Below are 19,288 nucleotides of genomic sequence, written 5' to 3'. Positions count from 1 at the left end.
TAAGGAAATGAGCAAGAACCAACAATACGCAATGAAATATGCAGAGTATGCTATGGAGCAGATGCGCCGGTACGGAATCCCCGCATCCGTGACGTTGGCACAAGGCATACTGGAAAGTTCCAACGGGCAAAGCCGTTTGGCGCAAAACGAGAACAATCATTTTGGCATCAAGGCTACGCCTGCATGGATTGCCGAAGGAGGAAGGTATGGTATATATACTGACGATAAGCCGAATGAGAAGTTTTGCAGTTATGACAGTGTGGGTGATTCATACGAACACCACTCCCGTTTTTTAAAAGAAAACAGCCGCTATGCCCAATGTTTTGCACTTTCGCCCGACGATTACAAGGGTTGGACACAAAATATCGAACAGGCCGGTTATGCCACAGGCGGAGAATATGCCGAGAGTCTGCAACGGATTATAGAGCAAAATGGCTTACAGCAGTATGACAAACTGGTGATGCAGGAAATGGAGACACAGGGTAAGCGGTTCGGTACGGAACATAATCCTCTCCGAACGTCTGAAAATTCAGAGTATGGTGCGAAGTACTCATTCCCGGTAGAGCGTGAAGAGTTTCTTTTTGTTACCTCGCCTTTCGGTATGCGGCAAGATCCGATGGACAACACGAAACAACAGATGCACAAGGGAATTGATATCCGTTGCAATGGCGATGCGGTATTGGCTACTGAGAACAACGGGAAGGTGGTGGCTGTGAATCAGAATAAGAACACGCCCGGTGGAAAATCGCTGACTGTGGAATATACCAGAACGGATGGCAGCAAGGTACAATGTACTTATATGCACCTTAAGGAGGTTACTGTAAAGGTCGGTGATGTAGTACAAGCCGGTGGGAAGCTCGGCACATCGGGCAACACAGGTACACGTACAACGGGCGAACATCTACATTTCGGCGTGACAAACTTCTATGCAGACGGAACAAAGCGTGACATCGACCCTGCGGCTTATCTGACTGAAATCGCACAGAAAGGTAATATCAAATTGGAAGTGTTGCACAACGGGAACAGCCTGCTCACCCGATATAAAGGAACAGAAGAGAATGCCGCCGGCAAAAACCTTTCGCCCGACGGATGGATGAAGAAGTTGCTTTCGTCAGAGGATAGCGGTGTGGGAATGTCAGGATGCAATGACCCTATAGTAGAGATGGCGATGACAGCCTTTAGTTCCCTTATGCTATTGGCCGTACAAATCGACAACAAGAACGAGGAGGAGCAAAAGACTGCCATATCCAAACAAATGGATAGTGGACGCATCAATCTGAAATCATTATTACCGGGCATGAAAAACTGCGAACTGGCAATCAGTGAAAATGGAAAGGCTATTCTGCGAGTGAACAATGGAGAACTGCGCATGTCACGTGAGTTGACTACTGCGGAGTTAAGCCGTCTGTCGGCAACACTGAATAACAATACTCTCACAGAAGAAGCCAAAAGGATACGTGTAACCGGTATGCTGAATACGGTTATCCTCTCGGAAGCGGCTTCACAGAATTTTGAACAAGGGATGTCCCAACAGCAGGGACAGACAGAGAACCTAAAAAGATAGAAGCGTGGCGATATGGTAAAATGCGTGATGATACAGCTATGCAGATGTCTGTTCGGACTGTCCTACCTTGCCTTGTATGTCCTGCTCTGCTACCAACTCTTCGGCTGGGTAGCAACGCTCATTATCGTGAGCGTTCAACTGTTCCTTGCCGGATGGCTGATCTGGGCAATGATACGAGCACCCGATTAAGAGCAATGATTTAGCAGTTCAACAACAAATCATGGCAACACAGTTGTCGGGTGATTATGTATCACATTAAAAGACAATAGAAATGATAAAATGTAATGTTACGGTATGTGGCGTTATCGGACGTGATGCGTCGATACGCACCAATAAGGAAGGGAAAACGTTCCTGGTTTTTCCTCTTCGAGTAATGATCCCTGACACTGACGGGAAGACTATGCCTATTGAGGTGGATGTCAGCAAAGATACTGCCGGAAAGGAGGTTTCCAAATATCGAAATGGTTCCCGCATCGAGGTTTCGGGGACAATGTATCTCAAACACCGTGGTGACAAACTTTATTTCAATCTTTTTATTAACGAAATTCGTACAGCTACGGCAGATGCGAAAGATACGGTCAAGGGCGAATTAGTATTTCGAGGTAAGGTCGGGCAGCATATCGAGGAAAAAAGGGATAAGAAAGACCAGCCTTACACAATGTTTTCGGCATTCAGTACGGAGAAAGTAGAGGATGGCTTTGAATACCAATGGGTACGTTTTTTCTGTTTTGGCAAAGAACGCGAAGCATGGTTACAGCCGGGCGTGCGAGTGGATGCCAAAGGTGAAATATCCCTTTCGGCATATAACGGAAAGCTGAATGTTTCATGCAAGGTGGAAGAACTTGTACAGTATGTAGCAGATTCGTCTAATTCCAATCAGTAAAGGATATGGCCGGATATAAAAAACAGCACACGGACGGGCCGAACAGCGAAGATAAAGCATTAGACCTCTTCGCTGAAATGATGATTGAGAAAATCGAGAGTATCCGTAAGGATTGGAGAAAGCCATGGTTCACAGAAGAAGCGTTACAATGGCCCTGCAATCTTTCCGGACGCGAGTATAATGGCATGAATGCCATTATGTTGCTTATACATTGTGAAAAGGAAGGTTACAAGATTCCGCGCTTCTGCACTTTTGAGTGTGTACAACGGCTCAACAAATCCGATAAGGACAATCAGGAGAAACCTCGTGTTTCTGTACTTCGTGGAGAGAAATCATTCCCAATCATGCTGACTACATTCACCTGCATACACAAGGATTCTGGTGAGAAGATTAAGTATGATGACTACAAAAAACTATCTGATAACGAGAAGAAGGAATACAATGTTTATCCTAAGATGCAGGTATTCCGAGTCTTTAACGTGGCACAGACCAACTTGCAGGAGGCAAGACCGGAGCTGTGGCAAAAACTCGAAAAGGAGTATTCGCTACCGAAGATTGAGAACGGAGAGTATTTCAGCTTCGCTCCCGTCGATGCGCTGATAAAGGACAATCTGTGGATTTGTCCGATCAAACCACAGCATCAGGATAACGCTTACTACTCTATATCGAGAAATGAAATCGTTGTGCCGGAAAAGGAACAGTTCAAATCTGGAGAGGCGTTCTATGGAACACTATTCCATGAGATGACACACTCGACCGGTGCGGAAGGAGTTCTCGACCGTATCAAGCCGACAACTTTCGGCTCGGCAGAGTATGCGCGCGAAGAATTGGTAGCCGAGTTAGGCAGCGCATTGGTTGCCCAACGTTACGGCATGACGAAACATATAAAAGAGGACAGTTGTGCCTACCTCAAAGGATGGCTCGACGAATTGAAGGAATCGCCACAATTCATCAAGACAACTCTGTTGGATGTGAAAAGAGCGGCTTCTCTGATTACCCAAAAGGTGGATAAGATTGCACTGGAATTGGAGCAGAACATTGATGAAGAGCAAACAGTAGCACCGAAAGAAAAAGTGTATTATTCTTCCGTGGCCTATCTTCAGCTTACCGATGACACGATGCGGTTGGACGCATTCAAGGATAAGGGGGACTACGAAGGACTGCTGACTCTCGCCAAGGAGTATTATGACGGTAACGGCATTAACGAAGAATATACTTATTCTTCTCCCATACAGAACCGAGGAGACAATCTTTTGATTGAGGACAAGGATTTTGCTGTGGTGTACAATGGGAGTGTCGGGGGAACTTATGAAGTGATGCTGAAATTCACGGAAAAGGAAGTACGCGACCATATCAGGCGTTATGGTATCGAACATGCTGGAGATACATTAAAAGGGGTAGCCAAGGAGATGGCTGCGGAACAATTCGCTATCATGACACAACAAAAGATTCCTGCATTTGAAATGCCGAATGGTGATGTGCTGTATGTCAGCTATAATAAAGAATCCGACATGATAGATATCGGGCCGGTTACTAATGCGGGACTTGTCGCACAACATCGTTTCCCATACGACCATAATGCTTCGTTGGATGCCAACCTGCAAACCGTGAACGAAAAGCTGAATAATATGGAGGAATACCGGGAAGAGCTACAAGAAGCAGAGTACAGCGGCGGAATGCGCCGATAAAACGGAAAAAGATGCGGAGCTGTTTGCTCCGTACCTTTTCTTGAATTTATTTTATTACTCTAACAAATTATCTATCATAGACTGTAAATTTGTTATATCGCAATACTGATTATGTCCCCCTCTGTAATCTTTCGCGTGTTGGGCTGTCCGGATTAAGAAAGAATCGAGTTCTATTTTTACACCGCTACCCATTCGGGACAAACCGGAAGAGTGACTGATGTAAACGAATTTACCGTTACGTTCTATGAAACAAGAGGTATTATAATGCCCCTTTAAGTTGAATGTTACTTTTGCGCCAACGGCTGTTGCGTACTTGGAAATCTCACGTACTAAGGCCGTTTGGAAACTGCGGTATTTTTTTGAAACATAGACTCCTGCATCTGCAAGGATTGCGTTCTGCCATTTGGTATAAAAATTCTGTGCCATATTTTTAATATTAATTCTGTAAATAATTCTCCCAATTCTCTTTGTCAATAGTTAATTTGTTCATTTCCCAATCGTATTCCACTTCCGGCATATCAGAATAAGGGAAATACACAGTGTAGCCTATCTGTCCATAAGAACAATGTAGCGGTATAACGCAAATCTCCTGACCACAATAAGGCTGTGGCGTACAATATTTCTTCCAATCAAAACGACCTGCTGCTATATTGCAGCAAAGTAATTTTAGAGTTACTATACCTTTCCAACTCTGAAAATCTTTTTTATAACCTTTTTTCATACTACTAATGTGCTATATTATAATAAACTTCGGGTTCACTTGACACGTTGTAAATCCAGCTTCCGCAACGTACCAATAGAGCATTCTTGCCATAATAGAGTTTCTTCATTCCGGTTATACTTCCTGTTATGTGAAAGTTAGGGAAACGACTGATGTCTATTTTCTGTGCATCGCATCTGTAGAGTGTTTTAGTTCTCATTGCATTTATTTTTTTAAGTTGTTTTTTATTTCCCTCTTCTTGAAGCCTTCCGACTTTACCCAAGAGGTTGTTTCATGTGCATTTTCAACGGTGGATGCAAGAACTATGAGCAAGTAACCGGAATGAAATTTTATGAATACCGGAATCTGTGATTGCGGAAGGTTACGTCAAATTTCATTTCAGGTAGCAACAGCGGTACTTGAACATCGTTTGCCACCGTACCTTTGCGCACGAAACAAACAATGGTGCATGTCGGGACTGTGAGAATGTAATACAATTAGAACAGGTAATATAGAATCGGTAAAAGAGGCTGTGAATTGGTAACAGAGGTTCGGCAGAACATGGTCTATAAAAGTAACCGGACTGTTATATAGGAAGATGATAACCACCCGCTTGAGTTGCGGGTGGCTTTAAAAAAATTATATGGAGTATCAGAAGTGATAGTCGATGACTCCTCCGATATAGAGTATCGTTCCCGGTTCAAGCGTACAGACAAACTCCATAAATGCAAAAGATTTTTCGGCAAATGACTGGTATCCCTCTCCGTCCAAATAGAAATGATACGCAATATCCAATGGATTTTCCAATGCCTTTTCAAGTTGATAAACAGGGCCTACAAACTCCAACATATTTTCCGTCGTAATAGCTTCAGCTTTCTTACGGATGTTAGTCACAAAGTTCTCTTTCCATTGTTCCACACCACCAATGTAGCGTATGGTGTCATCACCTACAAGTTCGAACATATCTTTTGGTAGAGCAGTATTGACCAAATAACGAATATCCTCCTTACGTTCTTCGTCATCTATCTCCGCACAATAGTCATAGAAACTGCCATCTCCTTGATGGAGAGTGTCTTCATTCAGATAGTTTTCTTTTTCTATCCACATTTTAGAAATCTGAAAAATTCGGCTGTGCATAATTTTGAAATTTAAATGATTAAACTTTATTCCCTTTACTTGAAGCTCTTTCGGCTTCTTGTCAGGAATGATTTTTATGCGAAATTGACAGCAAGGAAAGGATGGATAAGGCAAGTAAACAGTGAATGGAATGAAGTGGAATACCCAAATCTTCGATATGCGGAAGGCTGCCACAAGTATCCGGGAACTGTTAGCGCAGCGTTACTTGACGACCATTCTAAAGCTGTATCTTTGCATACAAAATCTCTCAGATAAGAACTGCCGATGTGCGATATAAAGAATATCTATAAAAGACTGGAGAAGCACTCTGAGACTGTATAAAAGGACTGAAGGCGACAAAGTCTCCAATCTGCATGAAATCAGAGAAGCTTATCGGATAATGATAGTTCGCTGCACGCTGTCAGCATACCGTCATTTCGTTTTCTGCATCGGATTAGTCTTAGCCTGCGGCATATTCATAGATGTTACAGAAAGAATTGTCGTTTTCATCTTTCCGTTGTTCGGCAATAGCAAGAATTTCTGTTATTGATTCGACAGACTGACCGCTTATCACCTCAAACCACTTGAATACTTCTGTCTGGTTGACAAAATATTCCTTGTACCATTTGTCGTCTGGAGTACATAGGTCTGCAATGTACTTTTCGGGAAAGTATTTACTCTCTTGGTCATTTGTCCAGTACTCCGCCAGACCCGACTCTTCCGATTGATAGAAATAACATAGTGTTGGGAATTTCTCACATACCAGTTCAAGTGTTTCATCACACGGAAACCAAGCCGTTTCCGTTGTGAATTTCAAGAATGTCAGGCCAATAAATGTGTTATACTGTTTAGAAACGGAGTACGACGAGTAAAAAAGGAATAGGACCGGTTGTGGGAGTTCGGTGGAGCATGGCTATAAGAGTAATCGGGCTGAATATACAATACAAGGAAATGCTATCCACCCGCTTTGGCTACAGGTGGATATGTTATTGTCATTCCGCACCTCTCATGATGGTGAGTTGGTCGGGACGGTTAGGAAACCAATAAGAATCACTGTCAATATATACACATCTGCCACTATTACAGAGATTCCCAAAAGCTAAGACCTCACAAGGTCCAAATATCACTCCATAATCGTTTGTAAACGCCACCATATCTCCCACACTCAAGTCGTTTTCCGTATCCATCACCTTGGAAAGGTGGTCGTAAAACTCAATACCTTCAGCTTCACGTTCTGTTTTCCAACGCAAAAAGTCTTCTTTATGACTTCTACCGGTATGTATCGGTGATAATTCAGAAGGAAAAACCTCCGCTTCCGAAGTATCAGATGCAATCAAAATAACGCTATCCTCTTCAATGTTTTCCGGAATAGAAGCCACTTGGTAAACCCCATTAGACAGACCACTATCTGGGTCATGCCAATAAAGAAGATTACCCAACTTGATAAAATCGTATTTTCCCATATTCTTTGATTTATTATTTCCCTTTGCTTGAAGCTCTTTCGGCTTCTTGCCGGGGATTGATTTTTATGCAGGATTAACAGTGGAATAAGGGCGATAAGACAAGTAAACAGTAAATGGAATGGAACGGAATACCCAACCTTCGAATGTAAGAGCAGAAGCAGGCTTGTCCTTTTATACCTTGCAATGAGAAGGGGACTGAAAGTCAATCTTTGATTTGAGGAAGGCTGCCGTAAAATATCCAGGAACCGTTAGCATAGCGGTGCTTGACAATCGTCCGGACACTGTACCTTTGCATATAAAATCTCTTCGGCCAGATTTGCCGATGGTGCGATAAGGGAATACTCAGAATGGAAAAACATAAAAAGGGGTATCATATTATAGGCGAAATATATAACAGAGCTAATATAAGTCCTAAAAAAATATTTTTGCTATCTTTGCCAGCGTATTATATAATATTAAGAACATAACAATGAAAAAAACATTTACACAAATCTGTGAATTGTTCGATCAATTCTCAAAAGATGCCAACCTCCAGATGGAGAAAGGCAACAAAGCTGCCGGAACTCGTGCCCGCAAAGTATCACTTGAACTTGAAAAACTTCTCAAACAGTTCAGAAAAGAGTCACTTGAAGCATCGAAATAATTTTCATTCTGGTTCTGACAGTAGGAAAATGGCGAACTTCACGTGTACCATATCGAAAAAGCCTCTTCGCTTCACAGCGGAGAGGCTTCATTGATTATGACAAAGTTAAACATCAATTATGCGAAATTTCTATTTCGCTTTTGGAAAAAACAACTCCACTTTCGTATGTCTGTTGGCTTCCACGGGCGTATAGTCGGCAATTCCACCTTTGCTAACTCTGATAATCCGCTTGGCTGGTATTCCACGTTGTTCCAGTTCTGCGGTAATAAAACCTGCTCTCGATATACTCAAAGAATCATTGATACTTGATGTTCCTGTAGAACTGTCAGCAGCACCAGTTACCCTCACGGATAAACTGTATTTCTTAGCTACACGAGCCAGTTCGTCAAGATTAAGCCTCTGTGAGGTATCCGTCAGATGTGTCGTATTGAGAGCAAAAAAGAAATAGATGGGTGTACCGATGCACTCTCCATCAGCGTATGAAAGAACCGTGGAATCCATAGCGAGGGTGTCCTGATGGGCGGACTGCACATTTCGGGAAGCCGTGTAATTATATGATGGCTTTCCATTCTCTGTCTGAAGAATAGTCGTGTCAAGAGGTGACGACCCGTCCCAATAGCTATGCTTCAATCTTGCACGAAGCGAGTTCAAACCGCTATAATTATTTATAGGATATCTGCATCCGGTTATATCGTCGTTGTCAAAGATATGGCTATATGTATCGAGTAGTCCTTCGATTTCCAGAATTTTCTTTAATTCCACGAGTGTTCGCTTATCTTGATTGTGACGTCCCACATAACGCCTGTTCTCCTCCGAAAGGAAGTTGCCATAATCGACAAGCAGTTCGTTCCGATGGATGTATGGTGCCGTATCCACCGCGCGCTTCCAGCCGACCTTACCGAGATGAAAGGTGAATCCGGCAGTCAGCGAAAGCATGTGATCGCCCAGACGGTTTGGATAGCCATATCCGTCGAAATCCTGGAATGTAGTTGTGTTAGAGAGTTCCAGCATAGCACTAACCCGTTTGGAAATACGGTATTGTGTTAGTATGCCGTAAGAAAGCGCAAAGGGATTGTTCCCGTTGGTGGCGTTATGTAGCAGACCGACACCCATAAAGGGTGCAAGCCTCCAACGTACCTGTTCCTGTCGGGCATATCTGCGTCCAAGGAGATTCCACAGGAGATCTGCATGGATATAATGGTAGTCCTGCGTAGATAATTGTGCATCCTTAAACTGCAAGCCACTATAATTTACCCTTGCGCCGACCAAAGGAGTAAACCATTTGCCGACGGCGAGGCTGTACGAAGGTTTCACTCGTCCAAAAAGGTCTTCACAACCGAGAGGTGTACCAAGAAAAACTGTCGCACCTCCGGATATGCTAACAAACCAGTTGCCGGTTCGAGATGCCGGAAGTAGCACCCCGTTGAGATAGACGGGCTGCATCGGTTGAAGCAATTCCGCTACTTCATAATGAATAGTGTGTCGTACAGTGTCCTTCTGTACGGGTTGTACACTTGCTTGTGCCTGCAACGTGCAGAGCAAAGCGAAGATGAAAATAATTTGTTTCGTCATATTCCAATGATTTCATTAGTTATACTTTTAATCTGGTGTAAGGCGTATGCCATTTACCGTTTAGATTTCTTGCCGATAGTCGAGCGCATCATGCGGCTCGCCATCCTCATACAGCGAAGTGCCCATGCTCGATTGTCCTCGTCCTCGTCGCGTCCCCATTTGAGGTCACTCCCTCCGCCTCCACCACCATGTGATTCGGCAAATGTAGTGGCATCATCTACCATTCCGAGAAATAGCATTGTCGCACAGTGCATGATTTCCGTACCCCGCTCGGCGATAGACTGTACCAGTGAACCGTCAAAGAGCTGCCGTTCTGAAACATTCATTTGTGCCGATGCGTTACGATACTCGCTGATTACACTCTCCAGTAGGACGTCTTTAAACAAGCTATCCACTTTGGAGTGTACATCACGGGAATATTGATAGGCCTCCTCTTTGAGTTCTTCGGTACGTTCTTCAATGGCTCCCATATCCTTTTTCAGTTCGATGAGTTGCCGGTCAGCCGTCTGCAACTTTTCCTGCTTGTCTGCCAGTTGCCTGATGATTCCTTGCAGCTCTTTTTCCAACATTTGTATTTGGATTGCCAATTCTGCCGCATTGCCTTTGTTTTCTTTTAAATTGTACTCGGCTGCCGATAACAAGGTTTCTTTTTCAGTTTTCTGCTTTTCAAGATTGCTAACCATTGTCGTAAGCCCTTTGACTCTGCGTTCTGCCAACCGGATGTCTGATTGAAGTTCACCCAATACCTGTTGATGGAGTTTGATATTATCCTCGATTGTTGTACACTCTTCAGACAACATTCGGCGGTATTCCTCAGTCGTTCTGTGCCGTGCACCCGTTTCGGATATGCTTGTTCCTCTTGACATTCCCCACTTTGTATTGACTTCTGCGAAAAAGTCCGTATGAAGTTGTTTCATTCTTGCACTATATTCAAACTTATCCTTACCGGCGAAGATTTCCTTGTACGCAAAGCGACTATCCTTGATTGGCAGAAGCGTACAGTGGATATGCGGGTTCAATTCATCCAGATGTACAATGAATGCAGCGATGTTCTGCTCACCATATCTGCCACAAACGAATGAATAAACATCCTTGGCCCAGCGTTCAATGTCACGCTTCCGTTCGATGCGGGTATTGTCCGCACCTTTTTCAAAGTCCACCTGTTGCGTACCGAAAGCAAGTTCCTGCATTCGCTGCCGTGAACCGCCGAAGATGATATTTACCACCGTGCGGTATTTTGGTTCGAGCAGCCCCTCATTAGGATCTTTGATTCCACGGTGACTTAATATGTCCGCCATCCGTTTGGGAATGCTACGGCTTGTGTCGATGGGATGTATTTTACCTCCGGGCGCAATCTCGAAGTTCAGCCGTTTACGCGTAGGATCATAATTTCCCTTACTCATAGCGTACTTCTCTGCCTTTTCACTACGGTCACGCAGATGTTCATTACTTTGGGCGGTGGTAATCCCTTTCGACACCTGCACGTCGAGTACCTGTTTTTGATTTGCCATACGTTTTTCATATTGTTTCGGACAATCTACCGTGTCCCAGCTTGCTGCTTGTTCGGACACCCTTCCCACCAACGTCAGGCAGGTGGGGTATTAGGCTCCCCCTTCCCTTTGTTCGTGGCAGGCGGGCAAGCCCGGATGCCTTCTATAACTGGCAGGGGGGCTTCACTGGATACAAAAGTGGATTGTTGCGGTTATACATTCTGTTTTCAACCTCCAATCTGATACGTTGCCTCCTGTGCCTTTGCCGCAAATGCCAGAAAAGGCTTAAAAAGCGTTTTAAGGAACTCCCTGTCATCTTCATCATAATCGGAATTTTCATCCCTATCTACATCAAGAATAAGCCCGGCAATACCTTTCGAAGTTGCAATAAGTCCTGTCCAGTCCCCATACAATTCCAATCGGAAGTAGTCCATAAACTCTGCACTGTCATCGAATCTCGACTTACGCAGTGCCCGTTGTATAGCGGCAAATGTAATGCACTCCAAAGCTACCATACGAATCTTGACAGCTCGTTCATCATCATCCGCTGCCGGATTGATGCGAGTGATACTGTCCGGAGATGGGCAGCTATCGCATATGCCAGCTTCATCCATTGCCCGACGAACAAGTTGCTCACACTTGATTCCGATCTCGTCAAGGGACACTTTGCCGATTATCCAATCGGACAATGCCTCACGTAGCTGTTCTGCAAGGTTCAACTTCTTCTGTCCATTGCAAGACTCCGTGGATTGGCTGGTTTGCACAGTCATGGTAATGATGACGCTTTTGGAAAGCCGGATGCGATTCAACAAGCCGAACTCTTCCATTACATCCAAAAAAGAACGGACAGTAGCCCTATGCCAATGCCATTCCGATGAAAGGTCAGAAACAGTCACGTGGCACTGGTTGGGTTGAAGTTCGTAGCCTTTGTTCCTTAAAAAAGGGGAAACAAAACCTGCCAAAGATTTATCCAATAAATCACAGAAGGCTTCTGTCTTTGTTTTTCGTTCACCGACTTTCTCCTTGAGGTAGTCAAATACTTCTCTGTCTGCCAATATAGGGACAGCTATTTTCTGCTTGGTTTTCATTTTCATTTCATTTTTTAATTATTACTATTGTGCGGATATATCAGTGTTGCCGCTATCCGCATCTTGCGGCAATATCGCGTGATGATGGTCATAATAACTTTCGGCTAATAGTCTGGGGAATTTCATCCATTCAGAGATTATGCCTATGTCCTGAAATTCGGTCATAACCCGAACAGAGGGATAGAACAGGGCAGCCAAAAGAAGATAGGCGGCAGTTACCGCCGTTGTGTACAAGTGTGGAACAAAACTGATGGCCAAAGCCACCAATGAGAGTATGACAAACATACATGATCGGTCACATAAACCTCTTAACAATCTGTCCGCTCTTCTAAATGAATATATAGTGGCACAGATAGCAGTTGAAAGAAAAACACCGAACTCGCCAACATGTCCGCTGATGTAAACATAGTGGAAGAGCAATAGCAGAATCAATACGACCTGTACATATAGTTTACGAGCCTTTACACTGTGTATCATAGCATCGTAGAACCTTACCATAAAAGAACGGTGGCTTTTGTACAATGCTAATGGCAATACGAAAAGCGTTATACAGAAGATAAGTTGTAGTATATTCCAAATCATAAATAATAGGGTTTCTCGCGTATTTGAATGGGGGATATCATCAACTCTAATTGGACAATATTGTGGGTGGCCAATAGGATGATAACTTCGGCGTCCCTCGGTGAAAGGTATATCGCTGCTTTCTTAATACGTTGCTTGAACGTATGCTCCTGCTTACGGTAGGCTGCCAATGCCTTATCCAGTTTATGTTCCGGAATTGTCCATGTCATGCCTTTGGCGTATGAGCCTTTGTCTTTGTAAGCCCGCAGTACCAACGTGCGGGAAACAATGTAATTGATATATCCGTTTCTTGACAAAGCATACTCCTTATAGAAATTGTCATCAACAACCTCTATCCATGTCCGGTATTCCCTAATCCAATAAACCATTTGTCGGTATAGTGTGTCCCGCATAACATGACCATTAAAGGAAATCCATCAAGAGATCGTCTTTGTTCTTCTTATACTTGAATGTGCCACTTTTGGAATGAAGATCCAAATCAAGGCACAGCTCGCCGTACATCTGCTCAAGAGAATCATAGATGGTGACAAGAATGCTATTTACCTTACCGTCTGCATCTGTCTTGCAATTCATCTTGAACATCTGTCCAAATGCCGGGTTGGAGTATGCACAGGTGCTATGCCCGAATTTGTCAGCGTGCGTGGGGATGTGGTGGTAGAGAGTTATAAGCTCCATATCGTCCTCAAACAGATCCATCACTTCCTCCAAATCGTAAGGGTCGCGTAGCGGGAAGGTCAGTAGGGCGTAGTCACCGTAGAATTGTGCTTCCTCCATTGTCGTCACATCGAGTAGTTGCGGTAGTTGCAGAGGGACAAATGTCATAAAGTCATTGAAAAAATGTCGTAACATATTCATTTTTTATATTGTTAGAGCGTCTGTATGAAAATATCCATAAGCATTCCTGGCAGTTCAGTCAGTTGACCACTTTCCGATTGCAGGATTCGGCTCAAGGTTTTGAACGCCACAGGTGTCTGTGCCGCCATCCTGTCAAGTTGTTTCCGTTCTTTATCGGAAAGCAATGTCATAGAGAATCCGTCCAATGAAGTATAAGGGTGGATAAGCATCCATATATAAGCATGTGCTTGCGAAGAAGTCTTGATTTTTTTGTTCCGAACATCTTCTATACAAATCTGCATATTTTGTATTTGGCGACGATTGGTGCGCATTGTCAAATAAAGCATAGCCTCCCGATAGGTAATCTCCTTTCTCTCAGCGGCAAAGAATATCTGCGAACAACACTGTTCAGTACCACGTGTGATGTCAGCCATACTCTCACCTTCGAAATCGTGCAAGTGAGAGAGGAACGCACGGAATATAGCATCTTCTTTAGTGATATAAGTAATCAGTTCATTGCGGCTATGTATGCCGTTACGGATAGTTCGGGTCAGTAACATACGGTAAGCCGCAAGGATTTCCTCTTTGTTACCCTTATGAAGCGGAAGATTATCCAGTGAGTTGAAAAACGGGCGGATTTCTCCAGCGGCATGATGCAGTTCCTCATCATTGTTATAAGGTGAGAACTCTCCTTTGAGAGCCAAAAGTTCCTGATAAGTACGCGTCTTTGAGAGGGCTAAGCGTGAGAACTCAGTGCGGATAGAATCATGCAGTCTGATACACTCTTCACGCTGATTGGAATGGGGGTGGCTGAGCGTATCATTCCGGAGATACCTAAAAACAGAGTCTTTTACTGTTTGCCATTGTAGGATATGCTTGGTCAATACTTGAAATGAGGAATCTTTCTGACGTCGTATATTGTACAAGTACTCCCTGTATATTCCGGCAGGATCGTTCGTAGCTTCAGACAATGATTTGCCATTTCTATCGCTGCATGATATCAGGCCCAATATGGCCAATGAAACGATACATCTTCCAGTCAAAAATGATGGAGTCTTGTAGTATGATTTTAAAATTTTCATATTTAACAATTCATATTTAACGATGCAAATCTATATATTATTTTTATTGTAAAAGCCCTTTTATATCGCATTTAGTATAATTTTTGGTATCATATTAATAATATGATTATCAATGAAAACAAGTGCAAGAAAAAAAGCTAAAAAAAGGATTTAGCGAGATTTTTGCCACGATATGATTTTAGATTAAAATGAAAGTGCTATATTTGCACTTGTTATCAAAACAGTGTATATTAAAATGGCAAAAGTTGGCTATATATTCAAGGAAAATAATGACAGTTTTGATGCTGAGAGAGAATGGATGCAGCGATATGGTTGTGTACAAATCGTAGAGGAAACAGTTGAACATGAAACATTGAGACCTATGTGGAAACAGCTTATGGCGAATCTTCAAAGGGGCGATGAAATAGTCATATCCAAATTCAGCAATGCTGCACGCGGTTTAAGAGAACTGGCCGCGTTCATCGAACTATGCCGTATCAAAATTGTACGTGTCATATCCATTCATGACAGAGTTGATACTCGCGGTGAATTATTCCCCAGTACGACAGCAGCCGATGTGTTGTGGATAATAGGGGCATTTCCGGAAGAAATTGCCGCACTACGAAAATATTCCGCTCATGTCGAGAAGTTACGCCAGAATATCAAAGCCCCGGCTGTGCCGAAGGTATTACCTAAAGCTGAACGAGATAAGACAATCGTGGATATGTATATCAACGGGCATTCTTTCGATGACATTTGGGCTGCAAGCGGTTTTAGCAGCAAAAGTTCTATTTGGCGCATACTCAATAAATATGGCGTAAAACTTGATCGTGGCCAAACCAGCGGTCCGCGTGTCAAACAGAACCCGAAAGAGGACGGAACAAATGAAGGTAACTCCTGATAGAATTTTCAGATAATCAGGATCGTATATTTGTTTTTCGGTTATTATTTTGTATTTTTATTATTGTTAAAACTATAAAAGTAAGACTTATGGGAGATATTATAATTGTATTGCTGGTATTCTGGGTTGTCGGCAAGCTCTTGAAGGGCGTGTTTGGCGGTTTCAGTAAAAGCAGCTTCAAAGATGATAAGTAGGCCAGCCAAGGGATGGGTAAATACGGTCAAAAAAGACTGGTTCAAGAGGCGTGAAATTGTAAAAAGGAAGTGGAATGGAATAAATATAAACGGAGCTTCCGGTAACAGGAATCCAGGATATATCGGTTGAGATATACCCTGAATACATGTCAGATATTGTCTGTCCGGAGATGTTTAGGCTTTCCACCTATACCCCTCGTCTGTCAGTTCCAAGTATTCCTCTAATCCCGGTTTTACGAAAAAGACAATTTCAAAGGCTTCGTTACTTCCGTTATCGGGGAATGTCATGTCGGTTTCTCCATTTCGGATAGTCCCTTTGCCCACGTTGGAACCAAGGTCTTCATCCGCATAGGCATATTGAAACTCGACGTCCGGAAATATCTCGGAGAGTGTTTGGATAAGCAGAGGCACACCTTCCCAAGCCGTATCAAACCAAAGCACGTTCGGTTCTTCAAAATTCTGATTAAAGGCATTCCATTTTGTACCCCAGTTGGCAATAGACCATTCATACCAAGTAGGATAACCGTATTTTCCCCAGTTTCTCAGATATGTCATTCCAAGTTGTAATGCTTCTTCCCTGACTTTTTCCTCCTGAATTTCCATCCATTGAATGACTTTCAGGTCGTCCTGTGAATTGAACGGTTTACGTTGCTGTGCTATGATATACTGCATACCAAATTCCCCAGAAGTGGACGCTTCTATCAGTAAGTCCTTTGGCATAGGGATAATGTTGTTGAAGTCAATATAGCAAGGCGTACTGTCTTCATCAGTTTTTCCTTTTAAGAAATCCATCACATTTTGTACTGTTTCTCTGTCTGCGTTTATTTCTAAACGGTTTGTTACATAATTAGGCATGATTTTAATGTTTAAAGAATTGGTTAGTATTAACTTTTATTTCCCATATTGTCGGTTCTTTACTGATTGAACCGTTTTGGGATTTATGGATGCGGTAAACGGATGTCGATACAGCTTCATACGGCAACTTTTCTTGCCAAATTACTCTTGCGCAGGAAGGAAGAATTTTGTAAGAAATACACTTCAAGTAGCAGGATCAAGCGCGATAGCCGACCTTTGCATTTGATAAAACCAAACCGGTGATAGGATGAAGAATAGATGGGAGATAAAATGAAAAATAATTAATATAAAAGAAGAATGCTATTCCTTTTGCAGAAATATAAAAAAGGAATAGAATGATATAATTATAAAAGAGGGACTATTATTACCCTCTCAATTATAAGAGGGTATGTTCTCAAACTCCGACCCTTATTTGTAATACTGTAATACCGCAACACCTCCGTTAAAGGTTATTACGGTATTTTTTTTGAATTATTCTTGTGTTACTTCCATAGCATTGCTGTATTCTTTGATTTGCTCCATTGTCAGCCATTCGGGTTTTTCGTTTTCTCGGAAGCTGTCGTGAATTTTCGTCATGTATTCAATTTGTGCCTTTTCAGAACCAGCCCACAAACGACGAGAACTTTTGTTTCCAAAGCCAAGATAATATTCACAGTCGGCTTGCAAACGCCCCAATAACATATACCTGAATTTTAAATCGTGCTGTAATACTTCTTCTATTGTCATACTCGTTTTCGTTTTTAATTAAGTTTTTTATTTTCCCTTTTTTCAAGTCTTTCGACTTTGCCGGAAGGGTTGTTTTTCATGTGCGTCCCAAACGACGAAGCAGGAACGCAGTGCAAGGAATCGGAAATGAAATTTTATGAATACCGAAATCTATGATTTAGGAAGATTACGTCAAATTTCATTTCGGATAGCGTAGCGATACTTGGATAGCGTTCGTTCGCCGTAATTTTGCACACGAAAACAAGACCGGGCGAAAGTCTGGATAACGACAGGAAACATCAACATTCATTACATAAGGGCTGTAAAAGAGAAGCAGGCAGTTACGCTGCTATAAAAGGGAAACAAGGAAATTAAAAAAGTGGGCACGGAGCAATCTGTAAAAAAGGGGGATGCCACCTGTCTTCGGGCAAAAGAAGATACCATACCGATAGGATTTAACCGATACGGTATCTCTTTGGTAGTCATCAGTACCATACTTTCAGAAAACCATTTAAAAACATTCGATATTCGCCTCTTGGAAAATCTGCGGGGCGTGCTGATAAAGCAAAGGAAGATTCAATACCGCCATTGGATATTCCACAAATCCGCTTCTACGCTTGTAACCTGAATAGGTCGCTAAATTATTTGTCTCCAGAAACTCCATTGCATCCGGATAATGATTCACATCAATAAATGTACGGTCTGGCAAATCGAGTGCATCCATGCTCTCCAAATTGACGGATAGCACGATATACTCTGTTTCATCTTCCACACTTTGCAAAGTAAGTGCTAACCAGCCATTGCCATAAAATTGAGGCATGAGATAAAAGCGTTCTCCACGAAACTCGTATTCTTTCCGCGTTAGGGAGCTGTCCGGCTCTACCAAGCGAAAATCATCCTCTCCAGAAACAAATTCTGTTGATGGGTCGCTGACATCCACATACGTTCCATTTACATTGTGACACAAATACTCTGCATTTTCTGAACGAACAATCACAAATTGAATTTCCATACTTTTAAAATTTAGCTATTAAACATCATGTTCTTTTTTTCCCTTTTTTCGGAAGCCTTTAGGCTTCTCCAGTCGGGATTTGATTTTTACGTGCATTCAAGATTGCCTTTAAGGAAAAGCAGGCAAGGAATTTGGACAGAATTTTTACAGTTGCGGTATGGAGCGTATACGACATTTGAGCGATTGAAAATCGGGAAAGCTACTGAAAAATTGTGTTCAAATAGCGTAGCGGTACTTGAATGTTTTTCCGTGGCAATACCTTTGCACAGGAAAAAACAAGTCCTGACTGGTAGCAGCCTGAAACGAAATAATTTCGTTTTATACAAGGGTAAAACGGAGTGATAAAAAAGGGAATGACCACAAAGAGCAGCCGACAAAAGCCGGCTTTCTTTTGTTCCTGTGGGAGGAGCTGGGACATTTAATCCGTTACATCATAATAATAGCTTAGCTCGTCATCTTTCAGATACTCCATTGCATATTGACTGGCTTGTGCCCAAAGGGTATTATACAATGTCGCAATTTCCGGCCTTGTTTCATAATACTGCCATATCTTATGGTTAAGCACTAAAACCAGTTCCGTGAGATACTTGTAGTTCTCTTTCCACTCCTCAAAAGCACGGTTGAAAGTGTCCTGTATCGCCGAAAGACCAAATCGGTCAGCAATGGAAAAATCATTCCAAAAGGTTGTTTGCAATTCATAACCGTTCTCTAACATAAATTCTCTGAATGTCATAATGCCTCAAATTTTAAGATTAATATTTTATTTATTTCCCTTCGATACTTCCTGTACCGAAAGGTTGATTATTTTTCTGCCCACGGGATTGGCGGCCAGAACGGGCAAGGAGGATGCGGAAAATACACTCTTCGATATTTCGGAGAGGAAGATTTTACAGCAGCAAGTGTCAGCGGTCCTTGACAGGACGGACAGCCGGCAATC

Annotated in this window: 24 protein-coding genes; 7 read left to right on the top strand and 17 right to left on the bottom strand. The window is 42.7% G+C overall.

The window, feature by feature from the left end:
• Window positions 1–7: 7 nt before the first annotated feature.
• The 4 genes from ISX59_RS11490 to ISX59_RS11475 all read left to right on the top strand — a co-directional run bounded on the left by ISX59_RS11490 (window position 8) and on the right by ISX59_RS11475 (window position 4,135).
• Window positions 8–1,564, top strand: coding sequence for a glucosaminidase domain-containing protein (locus tag ISX59_RS11490; RefSeq protein ID WP_004308692.1), 1,557 nt, complete (start codon window positions 8–10; stop codon window positions 1,562–1,564).
• A 12-nt stretch (window positions 1,565–1,576) separates the two neighbouring features.
• A complete protein-coding gene (locus ISX59_RS11485) occupies window positions 1,577–1,753 on the top strand; it encodes a hypothetical protein (protein ID WP_004313634.1) in 177 nt (58 codons plus the stop codon).
• Between the two features lie 82 nt (window positions 1,754–1,835).
• Entirely contained in the window at window positions 1,836–2,447 is a 612-nt protein-coding gene (locus ISX59_RS11480; RefSeq protein ID WP_004308698.1) for a hypothetical protein, read from the top strand.
• Between the two features lie 5 nt (window positions 2,448–2,452).
• On the top strand, window positions 2,453–4,135 hold the full coding sequence (locus tag ISX59_RS11475; RefSeq protein WP_004308700.1) for a zincin-like metallopeptidase domain-containing protein: 1,683 nt from the start codon (window positions 2,453–2,455) through the stop codon (window positions 4,133–4,135).
• A 54-nt stretch (window positions 4,136–4,189) separates the two neighbouring features.
• Here ISX59_RS11475 and ISX59_RS11470 read toward each other — a convergent pair whose 3' ends face one another.
• The 4 genes from ISX59_RS11470 to ISX59_RS11455 form a co-directional block, all read right to left on the bottom strand.
• Entirely contained in the window at window positions 4,190–4,561 is a 372-nt protein-coding gene (locus ISX59_RS11470) for a hypothetical protein (RefSeq protein WP_004308703.1), read from the bottom strand.
• 10 nt (window positions 4,562–4,571) lie between these two features.
• Entirely contained in the window at window positions 4,572–4,856 is a 285-nt protein-coding gene (locus tag ISX59_RS11465; RefSeq protein ID WP_004308705.1) for a hypothetical protein, read from the bottom strand.
• Window positions 4,857–4,860: 4 nt separating this feature from the next.
• Window positions 4,861–5,055, bottom strand: a complete 195-nt coding sequence (locus ISX59_RS11460; protein ID WP_004313635.1) for a hypothetical protein — start codon at window positions 5,053–5,055, stop codon at window positions 4,861–4,863.
• Between the two features lie 431 nt (window positions 5,056–5,486).
• A complete protein-coding gene (locus tag ISX59_RS11455) occupies window positions 5,487–5,972 on the bottom strand; it encodes a hypothetical protein (protein ID WP_004323429.1) in 486 nt (161 codons plus the stop codon).
• Window positions 5,973–5,987: 15 nt separating this feature from the next.
• On the opposite strand from ISX59_RS11455, the gene ISX59_RS21240 reads away from it, so the two are divergent.
• On the top strand, window positions 5,988–6,227 hold the full coding sequence (locus tag ISX59_RS21240; protein WP_008659509.1) for a hypothetical protein: 240 nt from the start codon (window positions 5,988–5,990) through the stop codon (window positions 6,225–6,227).
• A 184-nt stretch (window positions 6,228–6,411) separates the two neighbouring features.
• Here ISX59_RS21240 and ISX59_RS11450 read toward each other — a convergent pair whose 3' ends face one another.
• The gene (locus ISX59_RS11450) at window positions 6,412–6,768 is read right to left on the bottom strand and encodes a hypothetical protein (RefSeq protein WP_004308712.1); all 357 of its coding nucleotides are present in this window, start codon (window positions 6,766–6,768) and stop codon (window positions 6,412–6,414) included.
• A gap of 175 nt (window positions 6,769–6,943) precedes the next feature.
• Window positions 6,944–7,414 (bottom strand): hypothetical protein, encoded by a 471-nt coding sequence (locus ISX59_RS11445; RefSeq protein ID WP_004308716.1) that lies wholly within the window; start codon window positions 7,412–7,414, stop codon window positions 6,944–6,946.
• A 469-nt stretch (window positions 7,415–7,883) separates the two neighbouring features.
• Here ISX59_RS11445 and ISX59_RS11440 point away from each other — a divergent pair, with 469 nt between their 5' ends.
• Entirely contained in the window at window positions 7,884–8,057 is a 174-nt protein-coding gene (locus ISX59_RS11440) for a histone H1 (protein WP_007898898.1), read from the top strand.
• 129 nt (window positions 8,058–8,186) lie between these two features.
• Here the strand turns inward: ISX59_RS11440 and ISX59_RS11435 are convergent, their stop codons facing one another.
• From ISX59_RS11435 to ISX59_RS11405, 7 genes are all read right to left on the bottom strand, one after another.
• On the bottom strand, window positions 8,187–9,629 hold the full coding sequence (locus ISX59_RS11435; protein ID WP_004308721.1) for an OmpA family protein: 1,443 nt from the start codon (window positions 9,627–9,629) through the stop codon (window positions 8,187–8,189).
• Between the two features lie 53 nt (window positions 9,630–9,682).
• The gene (mobV, locus tag ISX59_RS11430) at window positions 9,683–11,140 is read right to left on the bottom strand and encodes a MobV family relaxase (protein WP_004323434.1); all 1,458 of its coding nucleotides are present in this window, start codon (window positions 11,138–11,140) and stop codon (window positions 9,683–9,685) included.
• A 206-nt stretch (window positions 11,141–11,346) separates the two neighbouring features.
• Window positions 11,347–12,207 carry a hypothetical protein gene (locus tag ISX59_RS11425; RefSeq protein ID WP_008640423.1) on the bottom strand — a complete coding sequence of 287 codons (861 nt, stop codon included), beginning with the start codon at window positions 12,205–12,207 and terminating at the stop codon, window positions 11,347–11,349.
• 24 nt (window positions 12,208–12,231) lie between these two features.
• Window positions 12,232–12,789 carry a hypothetical protein gene (locus tag ISX59_RS11420; RefSeq protein WP_004308724.1) on the bottom strand — a complete coding sequence of 186 codons (558 nt, stop codon included), beginning with the start codon at window positions 12,787–12,789 and terminating at the stop codon, window positions 12,232–12,234.
• Window positions 12,786–13,181 carry a hypothetical protein gene (locus tag ISX59_RS11415; RefSeq protein WP_008640424.1) on the bottom strand — a complete coding sequence of 132 codons (396 nt, stop codon included), beginning with the start codon at window positions 13,179–13,181 and terminating at the stop codon, window positions 12,786–12,788. The genes ISX59_RS11420 and ISX59_RS11415 overlap by 4 nt, the downstream gene beginning before the upstream one ends.
• A 10-nt stretch (window positions 13,182–13,191) precedes the next feature.
• Window positions 13,192–13,638, bottom strand: coding sequence for a hypothetical protein (locus ISX59_RS11410; protein WP_004308726.1), 447 nt, complete (start codon window positions 13,636–13,638; stop codon window positions 13,192–13,194).
• A 17-nt stretch (window positions 13,639–13,655) separates the two neighbouring features.
• A complete protein-coding gene (locus tag ISX59_RS11405; RefSeq protein ID WP_004323439.1) occupies window positions 13,656–14,705 on the bottom strand; it encodes a hypothetical protein in 1,050 nt (349 codons plus the stop codon).
• Window positions 14,706–14,940: 235 nt separating this feature from the next.
• Here ISX59_RS11405 and ISX59_RS11400 point away from each other — a divergent pair, with 235 nt between their 5' ends.
• Window positions 14,941–15,585 carry a recombinase family protein gene (locus ISX59_RS11400; protein WP_220575922.1) on the top strand — a complete coding sequence of 215 codons (645 nt, stop codon included), beginning with the start codon at window positions 14,941–14,943 and terminating at the stop codon, window positions 15,583–15,585.
• 368 nt (window positions 15,586–15,953) lie between these two features.
• Here ISX59_RS11400 and ISX59_RS11395 read toward each other — a convergent pair whose 3' ends face one another.
• The 4 genes from ISX59_RS11395 to ISX59_RS11380 all read right to left on the bottom strand — a co-directional run bounded on the left by ISX59_RS11395 (window position 15,954) and on the right by ISX59_RS11380 (window position 19,084).
• Window positions 15,954–16,634 (bottom strand): hypothetical protein, encoded by a 681-nt coding sequence (locus tag ISX59_RS11395; RefSeq protein WP_004308730.1) that lies wholly within the window; start codon window positions 16,632–16,634, stop codon window positions 15,954–15,956.
• 471 nt (window positions 16,635–17,105) lie between these two features.
• Entirely contained in the window at window positions 17,106–17,360 is a 255-nt protein-coding gene (locus ISX59_RS11390; protein WP_004313639.1) for an LPD11 domain-containing protein, read from the bottom strand.
• Window positions 17,361–17,850: 490 nt separating this feature from the next.
• Complete coding sequence (locus ISX59_RS11385; protein WP_007218096.1) at window positions 17,851–18,351, bottom strand: DUF4313 domain-containing protein; 501 nt, start codon at window positions 18,349–18,351, stop codon at window positions 17,851–17,853.
• Window positions 18,352–18,769: 418 nt separating this feature from the next.
• Entirely contained in the window at window positions 18,770–19,084 is a 315-nt protein-coding gene (locus ISX59_RS11380; protein WP_007218095.1) for a hypothetical protein, read from the bottom strand.
• Window positions 19,085–19,288: the final 204 nt, after the last annotated feature.

This window comes from Bacteroides sp. FSHCM14E1 (assembly GCF_019633785.1).
Lineage (GTDB): Bacteria > Bacteroidota > Bacteroidia > Bacteroidales > Bacteroidaceae > Bacteroides > Bacteroides hominis.
This window is presented reverse-complemented; position numbering and strand designations above follow the sequence as displayed.

Coding starts and splice junctions, on each gene's coding strand:
- ISX59_RS11480 (WP_004308698.1), top strand. CDS start 1,836: ATGATAAAATGTAATGTTACGGTATGTGGCGTTATCGGACGTGATGCG.
- ISX59_RS11400 (WP_220575922.1), top strand. CDS start 14,941: ATGGCAAAAGTTGGCTATATATTCAAGGAAAATAATGACAGTTTTGAT.
- ISX59_RS11390 (WP_004313639.1), bottom strand. CDS start 17,360: ATGACAATAGAAGAAGTATTACAGCACGATTTAAAATTCAGGTATATG.
- ISX59_RS11460 (WP_004313635.1), bottom strand. CDS start 5,055: ATGAGAACTAAAACACTCTACAGATGCGATGCACAGAAAATAGACATC.
- ISX59_RS11410 (WP_004308726.1), bottom strand. CDS start 13,638: ATGTTACGACATTTTTTCAATGACTTTATGACATTTGTCCCTCTGCAA.
- ISX59_RS11395 (WP_004308730.1), bottom strand. CDS start 16,634: ATGCCTAATTATGTAACAAACCGTTTAGAAATAAACGCAGACAGAGAA.
- ISX59_RS11405 (WP_004323439.1), bottom strand. CDS start 14,705: ATGAAAATTTTAAAATCATACTACAAGACTCCATCATTTTTGACTGGA.
- ISX59_RS11445 (WP_004308716.1), bottom strand. CDS start 7,414: ATGGGAAAATACGATTTTATCAAGTTGGGTAATCTTCTTTATTGGCAT.
- ISX59_RS11485 (WP_004313634.1), top strand. CDS start 1,577: ATGGTAAAATGCGTGATGATACAGCTATGCAGATGTCTGTTCGGACTG.
- ISX59_RS21240 (WP_008659509.1), top strand. CDS start 5,988: ATGATTAAACTTTATTCCCTTTACTTGAAGCTCTTTCGGCTTCTTGTC.
- mobV (WP_004323434.1), bottom strand. CDS start 11,140: ATGGCAAATCAAAAACAGGTACTCGACGTGCAGGTGTCGAAAGGGATT.
- ISX59_RS11435 (WP_004308721.1), bottom strand. CDS start 9,629: ATGACGAAACAAATTATTTTCATCTTCGCTTTGCTCTGCACGTTGCAG.
- ISX59_RS11470 (WP_004308703.1), bottom strand. CDS start 4,561: ATGGCACAGAATTTTTATACCAAATGGCAGAACGCAATCCTTGCAGAT.
- ISX59_RS11415 (WP_008640424.1), bottom strand. CDS start 13,181: ATGCGGGACACACTATACCGACAAATGGTTTATTGGATTAGGGAATAC.
- ISX59_RS11420 (WP_004308724.1), bottom strand. CDS start 12,789: ATGATTTGGAATATACTACAACTTATCTTCTGTATAACGCTTTTCGTA.
- ISX59_RS11465 (WP_004308705.1), bottom strand. CDS start 4,856: ATGAAAAAAGGTTATAAAAAAGATTTTCAGAGTTGGAAAGGTATAGTA.
- ISX59_RS11425 (WP_008640423.1), bottom strand. CDS start 12,207: ATGAAAACCAAGCAGAAAATAGCTGTCCCTATATTGGCAGACAGAGAA.
- ISX59_RS11475 (WP_004308700.1), top strand. CDS start 2,453: ATGGCCGGATATAAAAAACAGCACACGGACGGGCCGAACAGCGAAGAT.
- ISX59_RS11440 (WP_007898898.1), top strand. CDS start 7,884: ATGAAAAAAACATTTACACAAATCTGTGAATTGTTCGATCAATTCTCA.
- ISX59_RS11455 (WP_004323429.1), bottom strand. CDS start 5,972: ATGCACAGCCGAATTTTTCAGATTTCTAAAATGTGGATAGAAAAAGAA.
- ISX59_RS11380 (WP_007218095.1), bottom strand. CDS start 19,084: ATGACATTCAGAGAATTTATGTTAGAGAACGGTTATGAATTGCAAACA.
- ISX59_RS11490 (WP_004308692.1), top strand. CDS start 8: ATGAGCAAGAACCAACAATACGCAATGAAATATGCAGAGTATGCTATG.
- ISX59_RS11385 (WP_007218096.1), bottom strand. CDS start 18,351: ATGGAAATTCAATTTGTGATTGTTCGTTCAGAAAATGCAGAGTATTTG.